Source organism: Niveibacterium microcysteis (genome assembly GCF_017161445.1).
In the GTDB taxonomy this organism is placed as follows: domain Bacteria; phylum Pseudomonadota; class Gammaproteobacteria; order Burkholderiales; family Rhodocyclaceae; genus Niveibacterium; species Niveibacterium microcysteis.
This window is the reverse complement of sequence record NZ_CP071060.1, coordinates 531,328-546,813: the sequence shown is the minus strand read 5'-3', so window position 1 is coordinate 546,813 and position 15,486 is coordinate 531,328. Positions and strand designations below refer to the sequence as shown.

The 15,486-nt window shown below is 65.2% G+C and carries 11 protein-coding genes; 6 read left to right on the top strand and 5 right to left on the bottom strand.

All coding sequences use genetic code 11. From position 1 onward, the window contains the following. Positions 1-92 precede the first annotated feature (92 nt). Positions 93-1,712, bottom strand: coding sequence for an ABC-F family ATPase (locus JY500_RS02535; RefSeq protein WP_172201190.1), 1,620 nt, complete (start codon positions 1,710-1,712; stop codon positions 93-95). A 189-nt stretch (positions 1,713-1,901) separates the two neighbouring features. On the opposite strand from JY500_RS02535, the gene JY500_RS02530 reads away from it, so the two are divergent. From JY500_RS02530 to egtD, 3 genes are read left to right on the top strand one after another with little or no spacing between them, the layout of a single operon-like run. After that, positions 1,902-2,285: a VOC family protein gene (locus tag JY500_RS02530; RefSeq protein WP_172201192.1), complete on the top strand. Its 384-nt coding sequence runs from the start codon at positions 1,902-1,904 to the stop codon at positions 2,283-2,285. Between the two features lie 31 nt (positions 2,286-2,316). Further along, complete coding sequence (gene egtB, locus JY500_RS02525; protein WP_246479758.1) at positions 2,317-3,579, top strand: ergothioneine biosynthesis protein EgtB; 1,263 nt, start codon at positions 2,317-2,319, stop codon at positions 3,577-3,579. A 3-nt stretch (positions 3,580-3,582) separates the two neighbouring features. Further along, positions 3,583-4,554: an L-histidine N(alpha)-methyltransferase gene (gene egtD / locus JY500_RS02520; protein ID WP_206254968.1), complete on the top strand. Its 972-nt coding sequence runs from the start codon at positions 3,583-3,585 to the stop codon at positions 4,552-4,554. 55 nt (positions 4,555-4,609) lie between these two features. On the opposite strand, the gene JY500_RS02515 is transcribed toward egtD, so the two are convergent. Then, entirely contained in the window at positions 4,610-6,229 is a 1,620-nt protein-coding gene (locus JY500_RS02515) for an alpha-amylase family glycosyl hydrolase (protein ID WP_206254967.1), read from the bottom strand. 145 nt (positions 6,230-6,374) lie between these two features. Between JY500_RS02515 and pyrF the strand changes: the two genes are divergently transcribed. Continuing rightward, entirely contained in the window at positions 6,375-7,193 is an 819-nt protein-coding gene (gene pyrF / locus JY500_RS02510; RefSeq protein WP_206254966.1) for an orotidine-5'-phosphate decarboxylase, read from the top strand. A gap of 91 nt (positions 7,194-7,284) precedes the next feature. Here the strand turns inward: pyrF and JY500_RS02505 are convergent, their stop codons facing one another. Together JY500_RS02505 and JY500_RS02500 are read right to left on the bottom strand one after the other, a co-directional pair. Then, positions 7,285-10,482, bottom strand: a complete 3,198-nt coding sequence (locus tag JY500_RS02505) for an efflux RND transporter permease subunit (protein ID WP_172201202.1) — start codon at positions 10,480-10,482, stop codon at positions 7,285-7,287. Positions 10,483-10,514: 32 nt separating this feature from the next. Then, the gene (locus tag JY500_RS02500; RefSeq protein ID WP_206254965.1) at positions 10,515-11,627 is read right to left on the bottom strand and encodes an efflux RND transporter periplasmic adaptor subunit; all 1,113 of its coding nucleotides are present in this window, start codon (positions 11,625-11,627) and stop codon (positions 10,515-10,517) included. A 270-nt stretch (positions 11,628-11,897) separates the two neighbouring features. On the opposite strand from JY500_RS02500, the gene JY500_RS02495 reads away from it, so the two are divergent. Next, complete coding sequence (locus tag JY500_RS02495; RefSeq protein ID WP_206254964.1) at positions 11,898-12,470, top strand: lipid-binding SYLF domain-containing protein; 573 nt, start codon at positions 11,898-11,900, stop codon at positions 12,468-12,470. A gap of 52 nt (positions 12,471-12,522) precedes the next feature. Here the strand turns inward: JY500_RS02495 and lgt are convergent, their stop codons facing one another. Then, on the bottom strand, positions 12,523-13,377 hold the full coding sequence (lgt, locus tag JY500_RS02490; protein WP_206254963.1) for a prolipoprotein diacylglyceryl transferase: 855 nt from the start codon (positions 13,375-13,377) through the stop codon (positions 12,523-12,525). A gap of 228 nt (positions 13,378-13,605) precedes the next feature. Between lgt and ilvD the strand changes: the two genes are divergently transcribed. Then, entirely contained in the window at positions 13,606-15,468 is a 1,863-nt protein-coding gene (gene ilvD / locus JY500_RS02485; RefSeq protein ID WP_206254962.1) for a dihydroxy-acid dehydratase, read from the top strand. The last annotated feature ends 18 nt before the right edge of the window (positions 15,469-15,486 follow it).

Genomic DNA, 15,486 nt, shown 5'->3' with positions numbered 1-15,486 from the left:
CGGACACCGACCGGTGGAGCACGACGAGCGCGGCATGAAAAAAGGCCGGCGCCTTTCGGCGACCGGCCTTTCCAAAACGCATCGGCTGAGTCTTACTCGACGCCCTGGCTGTGCAGGTATTCGTCGTAAGTGCCGCGGTAGTCGATGATCTGACCGTCCTGCTTGATCTCGATGATGCGCGTCGCCACCGAGCCGACGAACTCGCGGTCGTGCGAAACGAACAGCAGCGTGCCGTTGAAGTCCATCACGCCCGAGTTGAGCGATTCGATCGACTCCATGTCCATGTGGTTGGTCGGCTCGTCGAGCAGCAGCACGTTCTTGCGCTGGAGCATCAGCTTGCCGAACAGCATGCGGCCCTGCTCGCCACCCGAGATCACCTTGACCGACTTCTTCACGTCATCGCCCTTGAAGAGCAGTCGGCCGAGCGTGCCGCGGACCAGCGTCACCGCGTCGTCGCCCTCATAGCCGCCTTCGCGCACGTAGCCGGAGATCCAGTCGGTCAGATTCTCGCCGCTGGCGAACTCGTCGGCGTGGTCTTGCGCGTAGTAGCCAAGCTTGGCCTTCTCGGCCCACTTCACGGTGCCGAACTGCGGCTTGAGCTCGCCCATCAGCAGTTTGAGCAGCGTGGTCTTGCCGACGCCGTTCTCACCGATGATCGCCACCTTGTCACCGGCGTCGATGGTGAGCGTCAGATCCTTGATGATCGGCTTGCCCGGTTCGTATGCGAAGGTAAGCTTCTCGATCTCCACCGCCTGGCGGTGCAGCTTTTCCTTCTCGTCGTAGTCGAAGCGGATCCACGGGTACTGGCGGCTCGAGGGCTTGAACTCGTCGATCTTGATCTTCTCGATCTGCTTGGCGCGGCTCGTGGCCTGGCGGGCCTTGGACTTGTTGGCCGAGAAGCGGCGCACGAACTCCTGCAGTTCGGCGACCTTTTCCTTCGCGCGGGCGTTGTCCTTGGCCTGCTGCTCGCGCGCCTGCTGCGCGGCTTCCATGTAGTCGTCCCAGTTGCCCGGGTAGATCTGGATGCGGCCGTAGTCCAGGTCGGCCATGTGGGTACAGACCTGGTTCAGGAAGTGACGATCGTGCGAGATGATGATCATCGTGCTCTCGCGCTGATTGATCACGTTCTCCAGCCAGCGGATCGTGTTGATGTCGAGGTTGTTGGTCGGTTCGTCGAGCAGCAGGATGTCCGGGTTCGAGAACAGCGCCTGACACAGCAGCACGCGCAGCTTCCAGCCGGGCGCGACTTCGCTCATCGGGCCGGTGTGCTGCGAGGTCGGGATGCCCACGCCCAGCAGCAGTTCGCCCGCACGCGCCTCGGCGGTGTAGCCGTCGTACTCGGCGAAGTGCGCCTCCAGCTCGGCGGCATGCATGTAGTCTTCTTCGGTCGCCTCGGGGTTCGCGTAGATCGCGTCCTTTTCCTTCATGCAGGCCCACATCTCGGCATGGCCTTGCATCACGACGTCGATCACGCGCTGGTCTTCGTAGGCGAACTGGTCCTGGCGCAGGAAGGCCATGCGCTCGCCCGAATCGAGCGACACGTTGCCGGCGGAGGGCTCCAGCACGCCGGCGAGGATCTTCATGAAGGTCGACTTGCCTGCGCCGTTGGCGCCGATGAGGCCGTAACGGTTGCCGTCGCCAAACTTGATCGAGACGTTCTCGAACAGCGGCTTGGCGCCGAACTGCATGGTGATGTTGTTTGCGACCAGCACGACGTATCCCTTTGCTCTGCCATCGGGCGGCCGTCCGCCCGGAAAAACCGCATATTGTAACGCGGAATTATTGCTTTCCACTCAAAGACTTGCGCCCCTTGCGCGAAAGCCGGCGAACTTCGCGTTGTGGTGCGCCCCGCGATGGTCTTAACTGCAATCTGAAGCCGCTCCCCCCGCAGGAGGCACGCCATGCTCGCCGATGCCCCAGTCACGACCCTGTTGCCCGTCGTGGATCTCGACCGCGCCCGCCATTTCTACGAACAAAGCCTGGGCCTGCGCCCGGTCGGCGCACGAGCGGACGGCAAGTTCATATACGCCTGCGCCGGCGGCGCCTTGCTGGCGCTCTTCCCGCGCCATCAAGGCACGCGTGCCGAACACACCGCGCTCAGCTTCCAGGTGCCGGACGTCGAAGCCGCTGTGCGGGCACTCGAGGCAGCCGGCGTGGTGTTCGAGGACTACGATCTGCCCGGCCTTCGCACCGAGGGGCATCTCTGCGTTCTGGGTGCAGAGCGGGCCGCCTGGTTCAAGGACAGCGAAGGCAACATCCTGTGCGTGCATCAGGACCTTGCGTGACAGGGCCTTGCCGCACGGCGGGATGCGCGCCGTGACGAGCCCGGCCGACGCAGCGCAGTACACCGCTGCGCTCGCGGCGCGCTACCACGAGGTACGGGCCCTCAGCCTCGCACTCGCGGAACCACTCAGCGCCGAGGATCAGTGCGTACAGTCGATGCCGGACGCGAGCCCGACGAAATGGCATCTCGCCCATACCACGTGGTTCTTCGAAACGCTGGCACTCCGCGCCAGCCTGCCCGGCTACCGCCCCTTTTCCGAAGCCTTCGCCTATCTGTTCAACTCCTACTACGAATCGCTCGGCGCCCGACAAGCCCGGCCGGAGCGTGGGCTGCTGACGCGGCCGCCTCTGTCGGAGGTGCTGCAGTACCGCGCACAGGTGGACGAAGCGATGGACGCACTGCTCGCAACGTCGATCCCCGTTGAGCTGGCAGCCACCATCGAACTGGGGATCCAGCATGAACAGCAGCACCAGGAGTTGATCCTCACCGATGTGAAACACCTGTTTTCACGCAACGTGCTGCTGCCGGCCCATTCCGCCGCCTCACAGCGGCCGCGCACCGCGCCAGTGGCGCTAGCGTGGATCGAATTCGAGGGAGGCCGTTGCGAGGTTGGCCACGCTGGTGCGGGCTTCGCCTTCGACAACGAGTGCCCACGCCACGCGGTGCTGCTGCCGCCGTTCTGCCTCGCCAACCGGCCCACGACCTGCGGTGAATACCTCGCCTTCATCGCCGACGACGGCTACCGGCGCCCGGAATTCTGGCTGTCCGACGCATGGGCAACGGTACAGGCCCAGGGCTGGCGGGCGCCGCTGTATTGGCGCGAGATCGACGCCGAATGGCACATCTTCACGCTGCATGGCGAACGCTTGCTCGACGCCGATGAGCCGGTGTGCCACCTGAGCTTCTATGAAGCAGCGGCGTTCGCGAACTGGGCGGGCGCACGGCTTCCGACTGAATTCGAGTGGGAGGCCGCGATTGGCTCGGCGGCATGCGATGGCCACTTCATTGAAGCCGGTCGCCTGCATCCGGAGGCCGCGCACCCGGGCACCGGTTTGCTGCAGCGCTTTGGCGACGTATGGGCGTGGACGCGCTCGTCCTACGACCCCTACCCCGGTTTTCGCCCGTTTTCGGGCAGAGCCAGTGAGTACAACGGCAAGTTCATGGTCGGGCAACTGGTGCTGCGCGGGGGCAGCTGCGCGACACCCGCAGGGCATGTCCGCGCGAGCTACCGCAACTTCTTCCCGCCGGCCGCGCGCTGGCAGTTCTCAGGATTGCGACTCGCAAGGGAGTGCTAGACCATGGACCGTCCGCCCGCCTACGCCACGTCACGCCTGGCCCGCAGCCACACCGCCCACGGCGGCTTCGCGCGCGACTTTGTCGAAGGCCTTGCCGCGCACCCGCGCCGCCTGGCGCCGAAGTACTTCTACGACACAGCGGGTTCAGCCCTGTTCGACCATATCTGCGCGCTGCCCGAGTACTACCCCACGCGCACCGAGATCGGCATCCTGCGCGCCTGCTCCGAGGACATTGCCGCCTGCATCGGGCCAGGCGCCCAGATCGTCGAGTTCGGCGCAGGTTCCGTGCTGAAGATCCGCCTGCTGCTCGACGCGCTGCACTCGCCGGCCGGCTTCATCCCGATCGACATCTCCGGCGAGCACCTGCACGCTGCGGCCGCGGCGCTGCAACGCGACTATCCGGCGATCCCGATCGAGCCTGTGGTGGGCGACTTCACCGCACCGATCACGCTGCCAGCCTGCCCCGCAGGGGCGCGCCGCGTGGGCTTCTTTCCGGGGTCCAGCCTTGGCAACTTCGAGCCGGACGATGCAATCCGCTTTCTCCGCCACGCAGCCGAAAACCTCCACGGCGGCGGCATGCTGATCGGGATTGATCTCGTCAAGGATCCGGCGCGCCTGCACGCCGCCTACAACGACGCGGCGGGCGTCACGGCCGCCTTCAACCGAAACGTGCTGGTGCGCGCGCAGCGGGAGCTGGGTGCAGAGCTCGCACCGGAACGCTTCGCCCACTACGCGTTCTACAACGCCCCCTTGCGGCGGATCGAAATGCATCTGGTCAGCGAGACATCGCAGCGCATCGTCGTACTCGGGCGGCGTTTCGACTTCACGCCCGGCGATACGCTGCATACCGAAAACTCCTACAAGTACACGATCGACGACTTTCGCGAACTGGCGCGCAGTGCCGGGTATTCGCCCGGCGCGTGCTGGTGTGATCCGGATCGCAGCTTCAGTCTGCACTGGCTGGCGATGCAATGAAAAAGGCCCCGCGGCATTCACGCCACGGGGCCATCTGCGTTACTAAACGAGTGCCTTACTTCGCGATCGTGTAGACCACGAAGGACTGCGGCTGCACCGTGGTGCTGAAGCTGCCGCCAGAAGTCACAGCGCCGCCAACGCCGCTCGCAGGCCACGCCACCGACACGCTCGCGCCAGCAGGAAGGCCGGTGAAATTCACGCTCGATGCGGTGGAGCCATAGTTGATCGCGACGAGCGCCGTCTCGCTTGCAGTGCTGCGCGTGAAGCTCATCGTCCAACCGTTAGCCTGCGGATTGTCGTAGCTGCCCGCGGCCAGCGCCGGATGCGCCTTGCGCACCGAGATCAAGGCCTTGTAGAAGCTCAACAGCGAGTTGGCATCGCCCAGCTGCGCAGCGACGTTGTTGGTCGAGACATTGCTCGACACTGCACGGAAGGGCTTGCCAGTGGTGAAACCGGCCGTCGTGGTGTCGGCCGTCCAGCTCATCGGCGTGCGCAACTTCCAGTCGCCACTGAGGCTGTTGTTGTTGGCCATGCCGATCTCTTCACCGTAGTAGATGAAAGGCACACCGGGCTGCAGCATGTAGGTTGCCACCGCGAGCCGGTATTGCGGCAGGTTGCCGTTAACCTGCGTCCACAAACGATCGCCGGCAAAGGCGTCATGGTTCGACACCATCGCCGCCATGTTCGCCGGCGCGCCGGTGAAGTAGTTCGCCACCGCCGCCACCGCACTGCTGCTGCCCTTCGCTGCGCTGACGATGTCGTAGTTGTGGCCAAACGCGAACGCACTCCCGCAGGCGCTGGATGCACTGAAGCCCTTCGGATCGATCGGCGCCTCACAGACCATGTAACGGTTTTGGTAACCGTTGAGCATGGAGAGGATGTCACCCATGATCACGTAGTTCTCCGGCTGGCCTTCCCAGGCCGAAGGGCCGTTCTCGACCAGGTTGCCGACGGCGTCGAAGCGGAAACCATCGACACCGCGGTTGAGCCAGAAGCGCATGCTGTCGTGGTGGTAGGCAAGCACGCTGGCGTTGCGCAGATTGAAGTCTGGCATCTGATCCCAGAAGCCGGCGAAGTAGTAGCCGGTGCTGCTCGACTTCCATGGGTCGTTGCCGTAGATGTTCCATCCGCTCGGCTTGGTGCTGGACCAGATGTACCAGTCGCGCCGCGCGCCGTCCTTCGCCCCGCTGGAGTTGAGGAACAGCGGGTTCTGCGCAGCGCTGTGGTTCATTACGTAGTCGATGATCACGCCGATGCCGCGCGCGTGGGCGGCGGCCACGAAGGCGTCGAAATCGGCCAGCGAACCGTACTGCTTTTCGATCGCGCGATAGTCGCTCACCGCATAGCCGTGATCGTTGTCCTGCGACTGGGTCACCGGCATCAGCCAGATGCCGGTCACGCCCAGGTCCTTCAGGTAATCAAGGCGCTGGGTGAGACCCTTGAGGTCGCCAATGCCGTCGCCGTCGCTGTCCTGATAGCCACGGACATAGATTTCGATGAACGGCCCCTGCTTCCAGGTGGCTGGCAGTACGGAGCCGGGATCGCTCTTCGCCACCGCGGAGACATCCGCGTCCGGCAGCGTTTCCGGCGGCACAACCGTTACCGACCCGCCACCACCACAGGCAGCAAGCGAAACCAGCATGGGCAGCAGAGCAAATCGAAGAGCACGACGCATGAAGCCTCCTGTACGGGGCATGAGGGAATCGCGTGATTGTCGCGCGAAAAGCCCCCGAGGATGTTGACCGCTCGTACCCTTGGCTTTGCGCGGCGCGCCACGGCTCGCGGGTAGAATCCCGCGTCTGACTGCAAGGATCACGTTCATGGACTTTCGTTCCCGCCTCGACGCCGCCTGGCGCACCCAGAACTCGCTGCTCTGCGTGGGCCTCGACCCCGACCCCGCCAAATTTCCCGCCCATCTGAAGGGGCGCCCGGATGCGGTATTCGAGTTCTGCCGCGCCATCGTCGACGCCACCGCCGATCTCGCGTGCGCCTTCAAACCGCAGATTGCCTACTTCGCCGCCGCCCGCGCCGAAGATCAGCTCGAAGCGCTGATCGCGCACATTCACGCCAAGCACCCGCAGGTGCCGGTGGTGCTGGACGCGAAGCGCGGCGACATCGGCGCCACCGCGCAGCAGTACGCCCGCGAAGCCTTCGAGCGCTACCAGGCCGACGCGCTGACGGTGAACCCCTACATGGGCTTCGACTCGGTCGAGCCCTACCTGGAATGGAAGGACCGCGGCCTGATCGTGCTGTGCCGCACCTCCAACCCGGGCGGGTCCGACCTGCAGTTCCTCGAAGTCGGCGCTGGTCGCAAGCTCTATCAGCATGTCGCCGAGCTCGTCGCCACCAAGTGGAACCCGCACGGCCAAGCCGCGCTGGTGGTCGGCGCGACCTTCCCGCAGGAACTCGCGGATGTACGCAAGATCGTCGGCGACGTGCCGCTGCTGGTGCCGGGCATCGGCGCACAGGGCGGCGATGTCGAAGCCACCGTCAAGGCCGGCCGCACGGCCGCTGGCAGCGGCCTGATGATCTCGTCCTCGCGCGCGATTCTCTATGCTGGCAAGGGCGAGGACTTCGCCGATGCCGCGCGCGCCGTGGCACTCGCCACCCGCGACGACGTGAACCGCTACCGCGGCTAAGCGGCCAAGGCCGCGCCGGCGCGGCAGACCAAAAGCAAACGGGCCACAGCGTGCGATGCCGCTGTGGCCCGTGTTGTTTCCAGCGCGCGGATCAGGCGACGCCAGGGCTGCGACGCAGCGCCCGGAACAGCCACTTGAAGCCACGCCACAGCAGGCGCAAGCCCAACAACGCGGCGAAGGCTTCCGCGAGTGTGGTGACGAAGGCGAGGAAGGCATTGCCGCGCGCTTCGCGGCGCTGGAACTTGCGGATCGCCGAGTCGCGCTTGATCTCGATCGAATCGTAGAAGCTCGGAATCACCAGTAGCGTCAGCAGCGTCGAGGTGATCGTGCCGCCGATGATCGCCACTGCCATCGGGCTGTAGAACTCGCCGCCCTCGCCGACACCGATCGCGACCGGCAACATGCCTGCGATCAGCGCAAAGGTGGTCATCAGGATCGGGCGCAAGCGCTTGCGGCCCGCGGTCATCAGCGCCTCTTCACGATCCATGCCTTCGCTCTCGAGCTTGCGCGCAGCGTCCAGCAGCAGGATCGCGTTCTTCGCGACCAGCCCCATCAGCATGATCACGCCGATCAGGCTCATCAGGTTCATCGTGCCGCGCGTCAGCAGCAGCGCGAGCACCACACCGATCAGCGACAGCGGCAAGGACAGCATCACCGGCAGCGGCGCGGTGAAAGAGCCGAACTGGATCACCAGCACGAAGTACATCATGCCGATGCCAGACAGCAGCGCGATCAGCATGGCGCCGAACACTTCCTGCTGGTCCTTCGAGGCACCACCCAGTTCGAGCCCGTAGCCGGGCGGGAAGGCGATCGACTTGGCGAGCTTCATCGCGTCTTCGGTCACCTCGCCGGGCGAGCGACCTTGTGCGTTCGCCGACACGGTCACCATGCGCTTGCCGTCGATATGCTGAATCTTCGACGGCCCCTTGCCGGTGGTGATGGTGGCGATCTGGTCAAGCGGCACCACGGCACCGCTGCCGGCCACGGCGATCGGCAGTCGCTCGATGTTGCCCGCGTCGACGCGGTCTTCCGGCGCCAGTCGCACCGCCACATCGCGCGTTTCACCGGCCGGGTCCACCCAGTCACCGACCTCGACGCCGGCAAAGGCCACCCGCAGTGCCTGTGCCGCATCGTTGGCCGAGATGCCCAGCGCGTTGGCGAGCCCGCGGTCAAGTTCGATCCGCAGTTCGTCCTGCGGGTCCTGTTCCGAGAGCCCGACGTCGACCGCGCCCGGCACTTTGCGCAAGCGCGCCATGAAGTCGTTGGTAATCGCCTGCAGCGTGCGGGCGTCGGCACCATGGAAGCGGATCTGCACCGGCTTCTGCGCGCCGTTGTTCAGGTCGTCGAGCACCACATATTCGGCACCGACGAGCTGCTTGAGCTTGATCCGCAGGTCGCTCGCGATCTGCTGGGCCGAACGCTTGCGCTCGGAGCTCTTGCCGATGTCGAGGTAGATGCGACCGCCATCGGGGTTGATTTGGCTGTTGGTCGCCACCGTTTCGGGAATCGTGCGGGCCAGCGTTGCTGCGGCCTCCAGTTTGCGTCGCGCGTATTCAAGGCTGCTCGACGCGGGCGTGCGCACATCAACCGCGATCACCGGGTTGTCCGACGCGGGCAGGAAGCTCGACCCACCGAACTTCACCTGGAGTCCGATCGCGGCGACGAAGCTCGCAGCCGCGAAGGCAAACATCCACGCGCGGTGGTGCAATGCCCAGGCGACCAGACGGCCATAGCGCTCCGACTGGCGATCGAACCAGACGTTGAAGTGCGCCAGCTTTTCAGCCAGCCCGCGCTTCGGCGCAAGGTGGTGCCCAGCCGGGTCGCCCCAGTAGGCGGACAGCATCGGATCCAAGGTAAAGCTGATGAACAGGCTCACCAGCACCGAGGTCACGACGGTCAGGCCGAAGGGGCGGAACCATTCGCCCGACATGCCCTGCATGAAGGCCACCGGCACGAACACCGCAACGATAGAGAAGGTGGTTGCCGCCACCGCCGGGCCGATCTCCGCCGTGCCGCGCAGCGCCGCCGTCATGCGGTCCTCGCCGGCCTCCATGTGTCGCACGATGTTCTCTCGCACCACGATCGCATCGTCGATCAGCACCCCGATCGCGAGCGAGAGCCCGAGCAGACTCATGAAGTTGAGCGAGAAGCCGCATAGCCACACCGCGATGAAGGCCGCGATCACCGAGGTCGGCAGCGACAGCGCGGTGATCAGCGTGGAACGCCAGGAATTGAGGAAGGCGTACACCACCAGCACCGTGAGCCCCGCGCCAAAGATCAGCGCATGCACCACGTTGTTGAGGCTGTCCTGCGCTTCCTCGCCGCCGTCGCGCGTGACGACCAGCGTGGTGCCCTTGGGCAGTTCCTTGCCGACCGTCTCGACCAGCTTGCGTACCTTGTCGGCAATCGTCACCGTCGACGAATCGCGCGAGCGGATCACCGACAAGCCGACGTTAGGCTGGCCATTGCGTACCGACAGGCTGTCGATGTCGTTGAAGCCGTCGCGCACCGTGGCGACCTGCCCCAGCCGCACGACTTGTTCGCCGCGCCGCTGCACGACGATCTGCTCGAACTCCGCCGGGCGCTCGATACGGCCGACGAGGCGGATGCTCTGGTCCTGCAACTCGCCGCGCACCTTGCCGACCGGCGCGGTGGCGTTCTGCGCACGCAGCGCAGCGACCACCTCGGCGACCGACACATTGAACGCGCGCAGCTTTTCGGCATGCAGCAACACCGACAGTTCGCGCTTCAACGCGCCACGCACCTCGACCACCGAGACGCCGGGAATCGCGCGGAAACGGTCGGCAAGCTGGTCCTCGGCGTAACGCGAGAGTTCGGCATGCGTCATCGTCGACGACGACAGCGCCAGCTGCATGATCGGCTCCGCCGACGGATCGACGCGCTCAAGCACCGGTTCGCGCATTTCCACCGGCAGCTTGTAGCGCACCGAGGCAATCGCGTTACGGACCTCGTCGGCCGCTTCGATCAGGTTCTTGCTGAACTTGAAGATCAGCACGATCGTTGCGCTGCCCTCGGCTGCGGTCGAGCGCACTTCGTCGATGCCGGCGATGCTTTGCAACGCCTTTTCAACCCGGTTGATCACCTCGCGCTCGACCGAGTCGGGCGAGGCGCCAGGGTAGGCAATGCTGACCACCAGCACGGGTGGCTGCACATCCGGAATCTGGTTGACGCGCAGCTTGTTGAGCGCCAGCAGGCCGGCAAACATCAAGCCCAGGATGATCACCACCATCGCGATCGGACGGCGGATACTGAAATCGGACAGGAACATGGTGGTCGCGCTCTGAGTGGGTGTGGGGCGTCTTACTTCTGTGCCTTGGCCGCAGCACGCTCGACCGGCTGGCCGTCAACCAGGCCAGTGTTCGGCGCACGCAGCACCTCATCGCCAGCGGCAACGCCAGCGCGTACCACCCACAAACCGTTGCGGGCATCGCGGTCGCCCAAGGTCACCGCGACCTTGTGCAGTTTTCCGGCGGCCACACGCCAGGCATACACATGGTCGCCCTCACGCGTCAGCGATGCCTCCGGCAACATCGCGACCGCTTCGCCGGAACTCACCACCTGCCCTTCCGCGTACAGGCCGGCCACCCGCGGCACATCGCCTTCGACGGATACACGAACCGAAACCTGGCGCGTCACGTCGTCAGCGCTCGGCGCGATGTGCTGCACATGGCCCACAAAAGCGGCGCGGTTCGCGCCAGCGACGCGGAAATGCACAAGCTGGCCGGCCTTGAGCTCGGCCACGCGCTCCACCGACACCAGGCCTTCGAAGCGCATGCTGGCAGGGTCGATCACCTTCAGCAGCTCCTTGCCAATCTGCGCGGTGTCGCCCGCAGAGACTTTGCGGTCGCTGACCACGCCGTCGAACGGGGCACGCACTTCGGTACGCTGCAGTTGCTGACGCGCCGCCACCACGCGGGCGCGTGCGGCAGCCAGATCGCTCTGCGCCTGGTTGCGGCGGGCTTCAGCGTCCTCCACCGACTGGGTCGAGCTCATGCCCTGCCCCTGCAGCGTGGTCAGGCGCTTGAACTGCCGCTCGGACTGGTCCAGCGAACGCTCTGCGGCACGCGCGGCTTCCTCGGCAGACGACAGGCTGTCGCGGATCGACGTGTCGTCCATGCGGACCAGCAGGTCGCCCTTGCGGACCACGTCGCCGTTGTCGCGCAACACCTGCAGCACCGTCGTTGACACCTCGGCGCGCAGGTCCGCGCGGCGCTCGGGCTGCAGCGAGCCCGTCAGTACCGGACCGCCGGCGTGCAGGGCACTGTCTACACGGGCGACATCCTCGGGCGCCAGCAACAATGGCTGCGAAGCTGCCTTCTTCGCGGCTTCGGCCGCGTCGTTCTTGTTCGGGCTGCAGGCGCTCAGCGTTGCGCCAAGCAGCGCAACAGCGATGAAGGCAACAAAACGCGACATGCGAAACACTCCGGGGCGGGACATCATTTCGGATTTCCGTGGCAATTCATGACCAAAAGTCCCGCGAGCTTACCGTCGCCCGTGCCACGTAGTATGGCAATTGCGACATAAAGATACATTGGCACACATAAGTGCTTCGGCTAGGCTCCAACGACGGCCACACAAAGCCCTTGGCAGTACGCCAAGGCGATCGCCTGACCCGCATCAACCCGACCCGGCAACGCCAGTGCAGCATTGGTTCTCCATGGCACAAGAACGAGGGATATCGACATGCAAGCACGACTGATGGGTGGCGCACTCGCACTGCTTCTGGCGCTCACGCCAATGTTCGCCTCGGCGGCCATGAGCGCGAAAGAGAAGGAAAAGGAACGCGCCACGATCCGCAAGGACGTCAAGGCAACGCTGAACAAGCTGTACCGCACACAGCCGTCAGCAAAGTCCTTGATCGCCGGCGCCGCGGGCTACGCCGTGATCAACAACTTCGGCATGAAGATCCTCGTCGCGGGCGGTGGATCGGGCAAGGGCATCGCCTACAACAAGGCGGGCAAGGAAGTGTTCCTGAAGATGGTGGAAGTGCAGGCGGGCCTGGGCATGGGGGTGAAGAAGTTCTCCCAGGTCTGGGTCTTCCTCGATGAAGCGAAGCTGAAGAAATTCATGTCCGGCAGCTTCGAGACCTCAGGCCAGGCCAATGCCACCGCGAAGTACAAGCAGAGCGGCGGCGCCTATGCCGGCGCCTTCGCAGTGGATGACGGCGTGTGGATCTATCAGTTGCAAGGCGACGGCCTGGCACTTGAGCTGACCGCGAAGGCCACTAAGTACTACCGCTACGACGAACTCAACTGAAGCACGCGTTCGCCCAGAACAGCAACGGGGGCCACGGCCCCCGTTCTTGTATTCAGCGCAGCTTGCCTTTGAGGCTCAGCGCCATGATCGCGGCGCCGATCAGGATCATCGGCAGCGACAACCATTGCCCCATCGAAAGCTGCCCGGCCAGCAGGCCGAGGAAATCGTCCGGTTGGCGGGCAAATTCCGCGATGAAGCGGAAGGTGCCGTAGCCGATCAGGAAGCTCGCCCCCATGAAACCGACCGGGCGAGCCTTGCGCGACACCAGCCACAGGATCACGAACAGACACACCCCTTCCAGCGCAAACTGGTAGAGCTGCGAGGCATGGCGCGGCAAACCGCCGTATTGCGCGAGCTGCGCCATCAGGGCCGGGTCGAGCAGCGCGGCGGCGCGGTCCTCATTCGCCGCTTGCGGGAACATCATTGCCCACCATGCGTCGGGCGAGGTGATGCGCCCCCACAGCTCACCGTTGATGAAATTGCCCATGCGGCCTGCGGCCAGGCCCAGCGGCACCAGCGGCGCGACGAAATCGCCCACCTGCAGAAAGCTGCGCCCGGTCTTGCGGCCGAAGAACCATAGTGCGACCAGCACGCCGAGGAAGCCCCCGTGGAAACTCATGCCCCCCTGCCAGACCGCCAGGATTTCCGCCGGGTGACCAAGGTAGTACGCCGGCTTGTAGAACAGCACATAGCCCAGGCGGCCGCCCAGCACCACACCCAGCACGCCCCAGAACAGCAGGTCGTCGAGATCCTTCTCGACCCAGCCCTTGATCGGGCCATGCTTGGCGCGCCACTTGCCCAGCGTCACGAAAAGCATGAAGGCGACCAGGTACATCAGACCGTACCAGCGCACGGCCAGCGGGCCGAGCGAGACAGCAATCGGGTCGAACTGCGGATGAACAAGCATTGATGGGCTTCCAGTTTCGCTAGAATTGATCTTTTAGGTCGGATGCGAGGCGGTGCAACCCACCTCTGGCTTCCGGGCGGTCCGGGTTGTCGCGCCGGGGCTCATCGGCCCCTTGCAGCGCAATCCGCCGCGCCGGCCCCGCGTTCCGGAAAAGCTGAATTGTATCGGTGCCGCTGTGACAAACAGCGTCGCCGGGCGCCGACGGCGCCATTTCCTGGAGTGAGCACCATGCCTGAGTACCGTTCCCGTACGTCCACCCACGGCCGCAACATGGCCGGCGCACGCGCCCTGTGGCGCGCCACTGGCATGAAGGATGGCGACTTCGGCAAGCCGATCATCGCGATCGCCAACAGCTTCACGCAGTTCGTGCCGGGCCATGTGCACCTGAAGGATCTGGGCCAGATGGTCGCGCGCGAAATCGAGGCGGCCGGCGGCATCGCCAAGGAATTCAACACCATCGCGGTGGACGACGGCATCGCCATGGGCCACGGCGGCATGTTGTACTCGCTGCCCAGCCGCGAGCTGATTGCCGACTCGGTCGAGTACATGGCCAACGCACACTGCGCCGATGCGCTGGTGTGCATCAGCAACTGCGACAAGATCACCCCAGGGATGCTGATGGCCGCGCTGCGCCTGAACATCCCCACGGTGTTCGTCTCCGGCGGCCCGATGGAAGCCGGCAAGGTCACCGTGGCCGACCCGGCCGGGCAGAAGATCATCAAGCTCGACCTCGTCGATGCGATGGTGAAGGCTGCCGACAAGGCGGTCAGCGACGCGGAAGTCGACGAAGTCGAACGCTCGGCCTGCCCGACCTGCGGTTCGTGTTCCGGCATGTTCACCGCGAATTCGATGAACTGCCTCACCGAGGCGCTGGGCCTCTCGCTGCCGGGCAACGGCACCATCGTCGCCACGCATGCCGATCGCAAGCAACTCTTCCTGCGCGCCGGCCGGCTCGCGGTGGAGCTGTGCAAGCGCTACTACGAGCAGGACGACGCCTCCGTGCTGCCGCGCTCGATCGCGACCTTCGAGGCTTTCGAGAACGCCGTTGCGCTGGATGTTGCGATGGGCGGCTCGACCAACACCGTGCTGCACCTGCTGGCTGCCGCACACGAGGCGCAGGTCGACTTCAAGATGAAGGACATCGATCGCATCTCGCGCAAGGTGCCTTGCCTGTGCAAGGTCGCCCCGATGACCGACAAGTACCACATCGAAGATGTGCACCGCGCCGGCGGCGTGATGGGCATCCTAGGCGAACTCGCGCGCGGCGGCCTGCTGCACCGCGAATGCCACACGGTGCATAGCAAGACGCTGGGTGGCGCGCTGGACACCTGGGACGTGATGCACGCCCACAGCCAGGATGTCTTCAACTTCTACCTTGCGGCGCCGGGCGGCGTGCCGACCCAGGTCGCCTTCAGCCAGGACAAGCGTTTCCCGGAACTGGATCTGGACCGCACCGCAGGCTGCATCCGTGATGTCGAGCACGCCTACTCGAAGGACGGCGGCCTTGCCGTGCTGACCGGCAACATCGCGGAAAAGGGCTGCATCGTGAAGACCGCCGGTGTCGATGAATCCATCTGGAAGTTCACCGGCAAGGCCATCGTGTTCGAGAGCCAGGAAGACGCCGTCGAAGGCATCCTCTCCGAGAAGGTGCAGGCCGGCCATGTCGTCGTGATCCGCTACGAAGGCCCCAAGGGCGGTCCGGGCATGCAGGAGATGCTCTATCCGACCAGCTACCTGAAGAGCCGCGGGCTCGGCAAACAGTGCGCGCTGCTCACCGATGGCCGCTTCTCCGGTGGCACATCCGGCCTGTCGATCGGGCACGCATCGCCCGAAGCCGCGATGGGCGGCGCAATCGGCCTCGTGCAGGACGGCGACACGATCGAGATCGACATCCCGAACCGCCGCATCCACCTCGCGGTGAGCGACGAAGAACTGGTGCGTCGCCAGGCCGCGATGGAAGCCCGTGGCGACAAGGCCTGGAAGCCGGCCTCGCGCGTGCGCCCCGTCTCGCAGGCATTGCTCGCCTACGCTGCGATGACCACCAGCGCAGATACCGGCGCGGTACGCGACCTCTCGCAGCTCAAGCGCTAAGCACCCAGGGCCACGCCG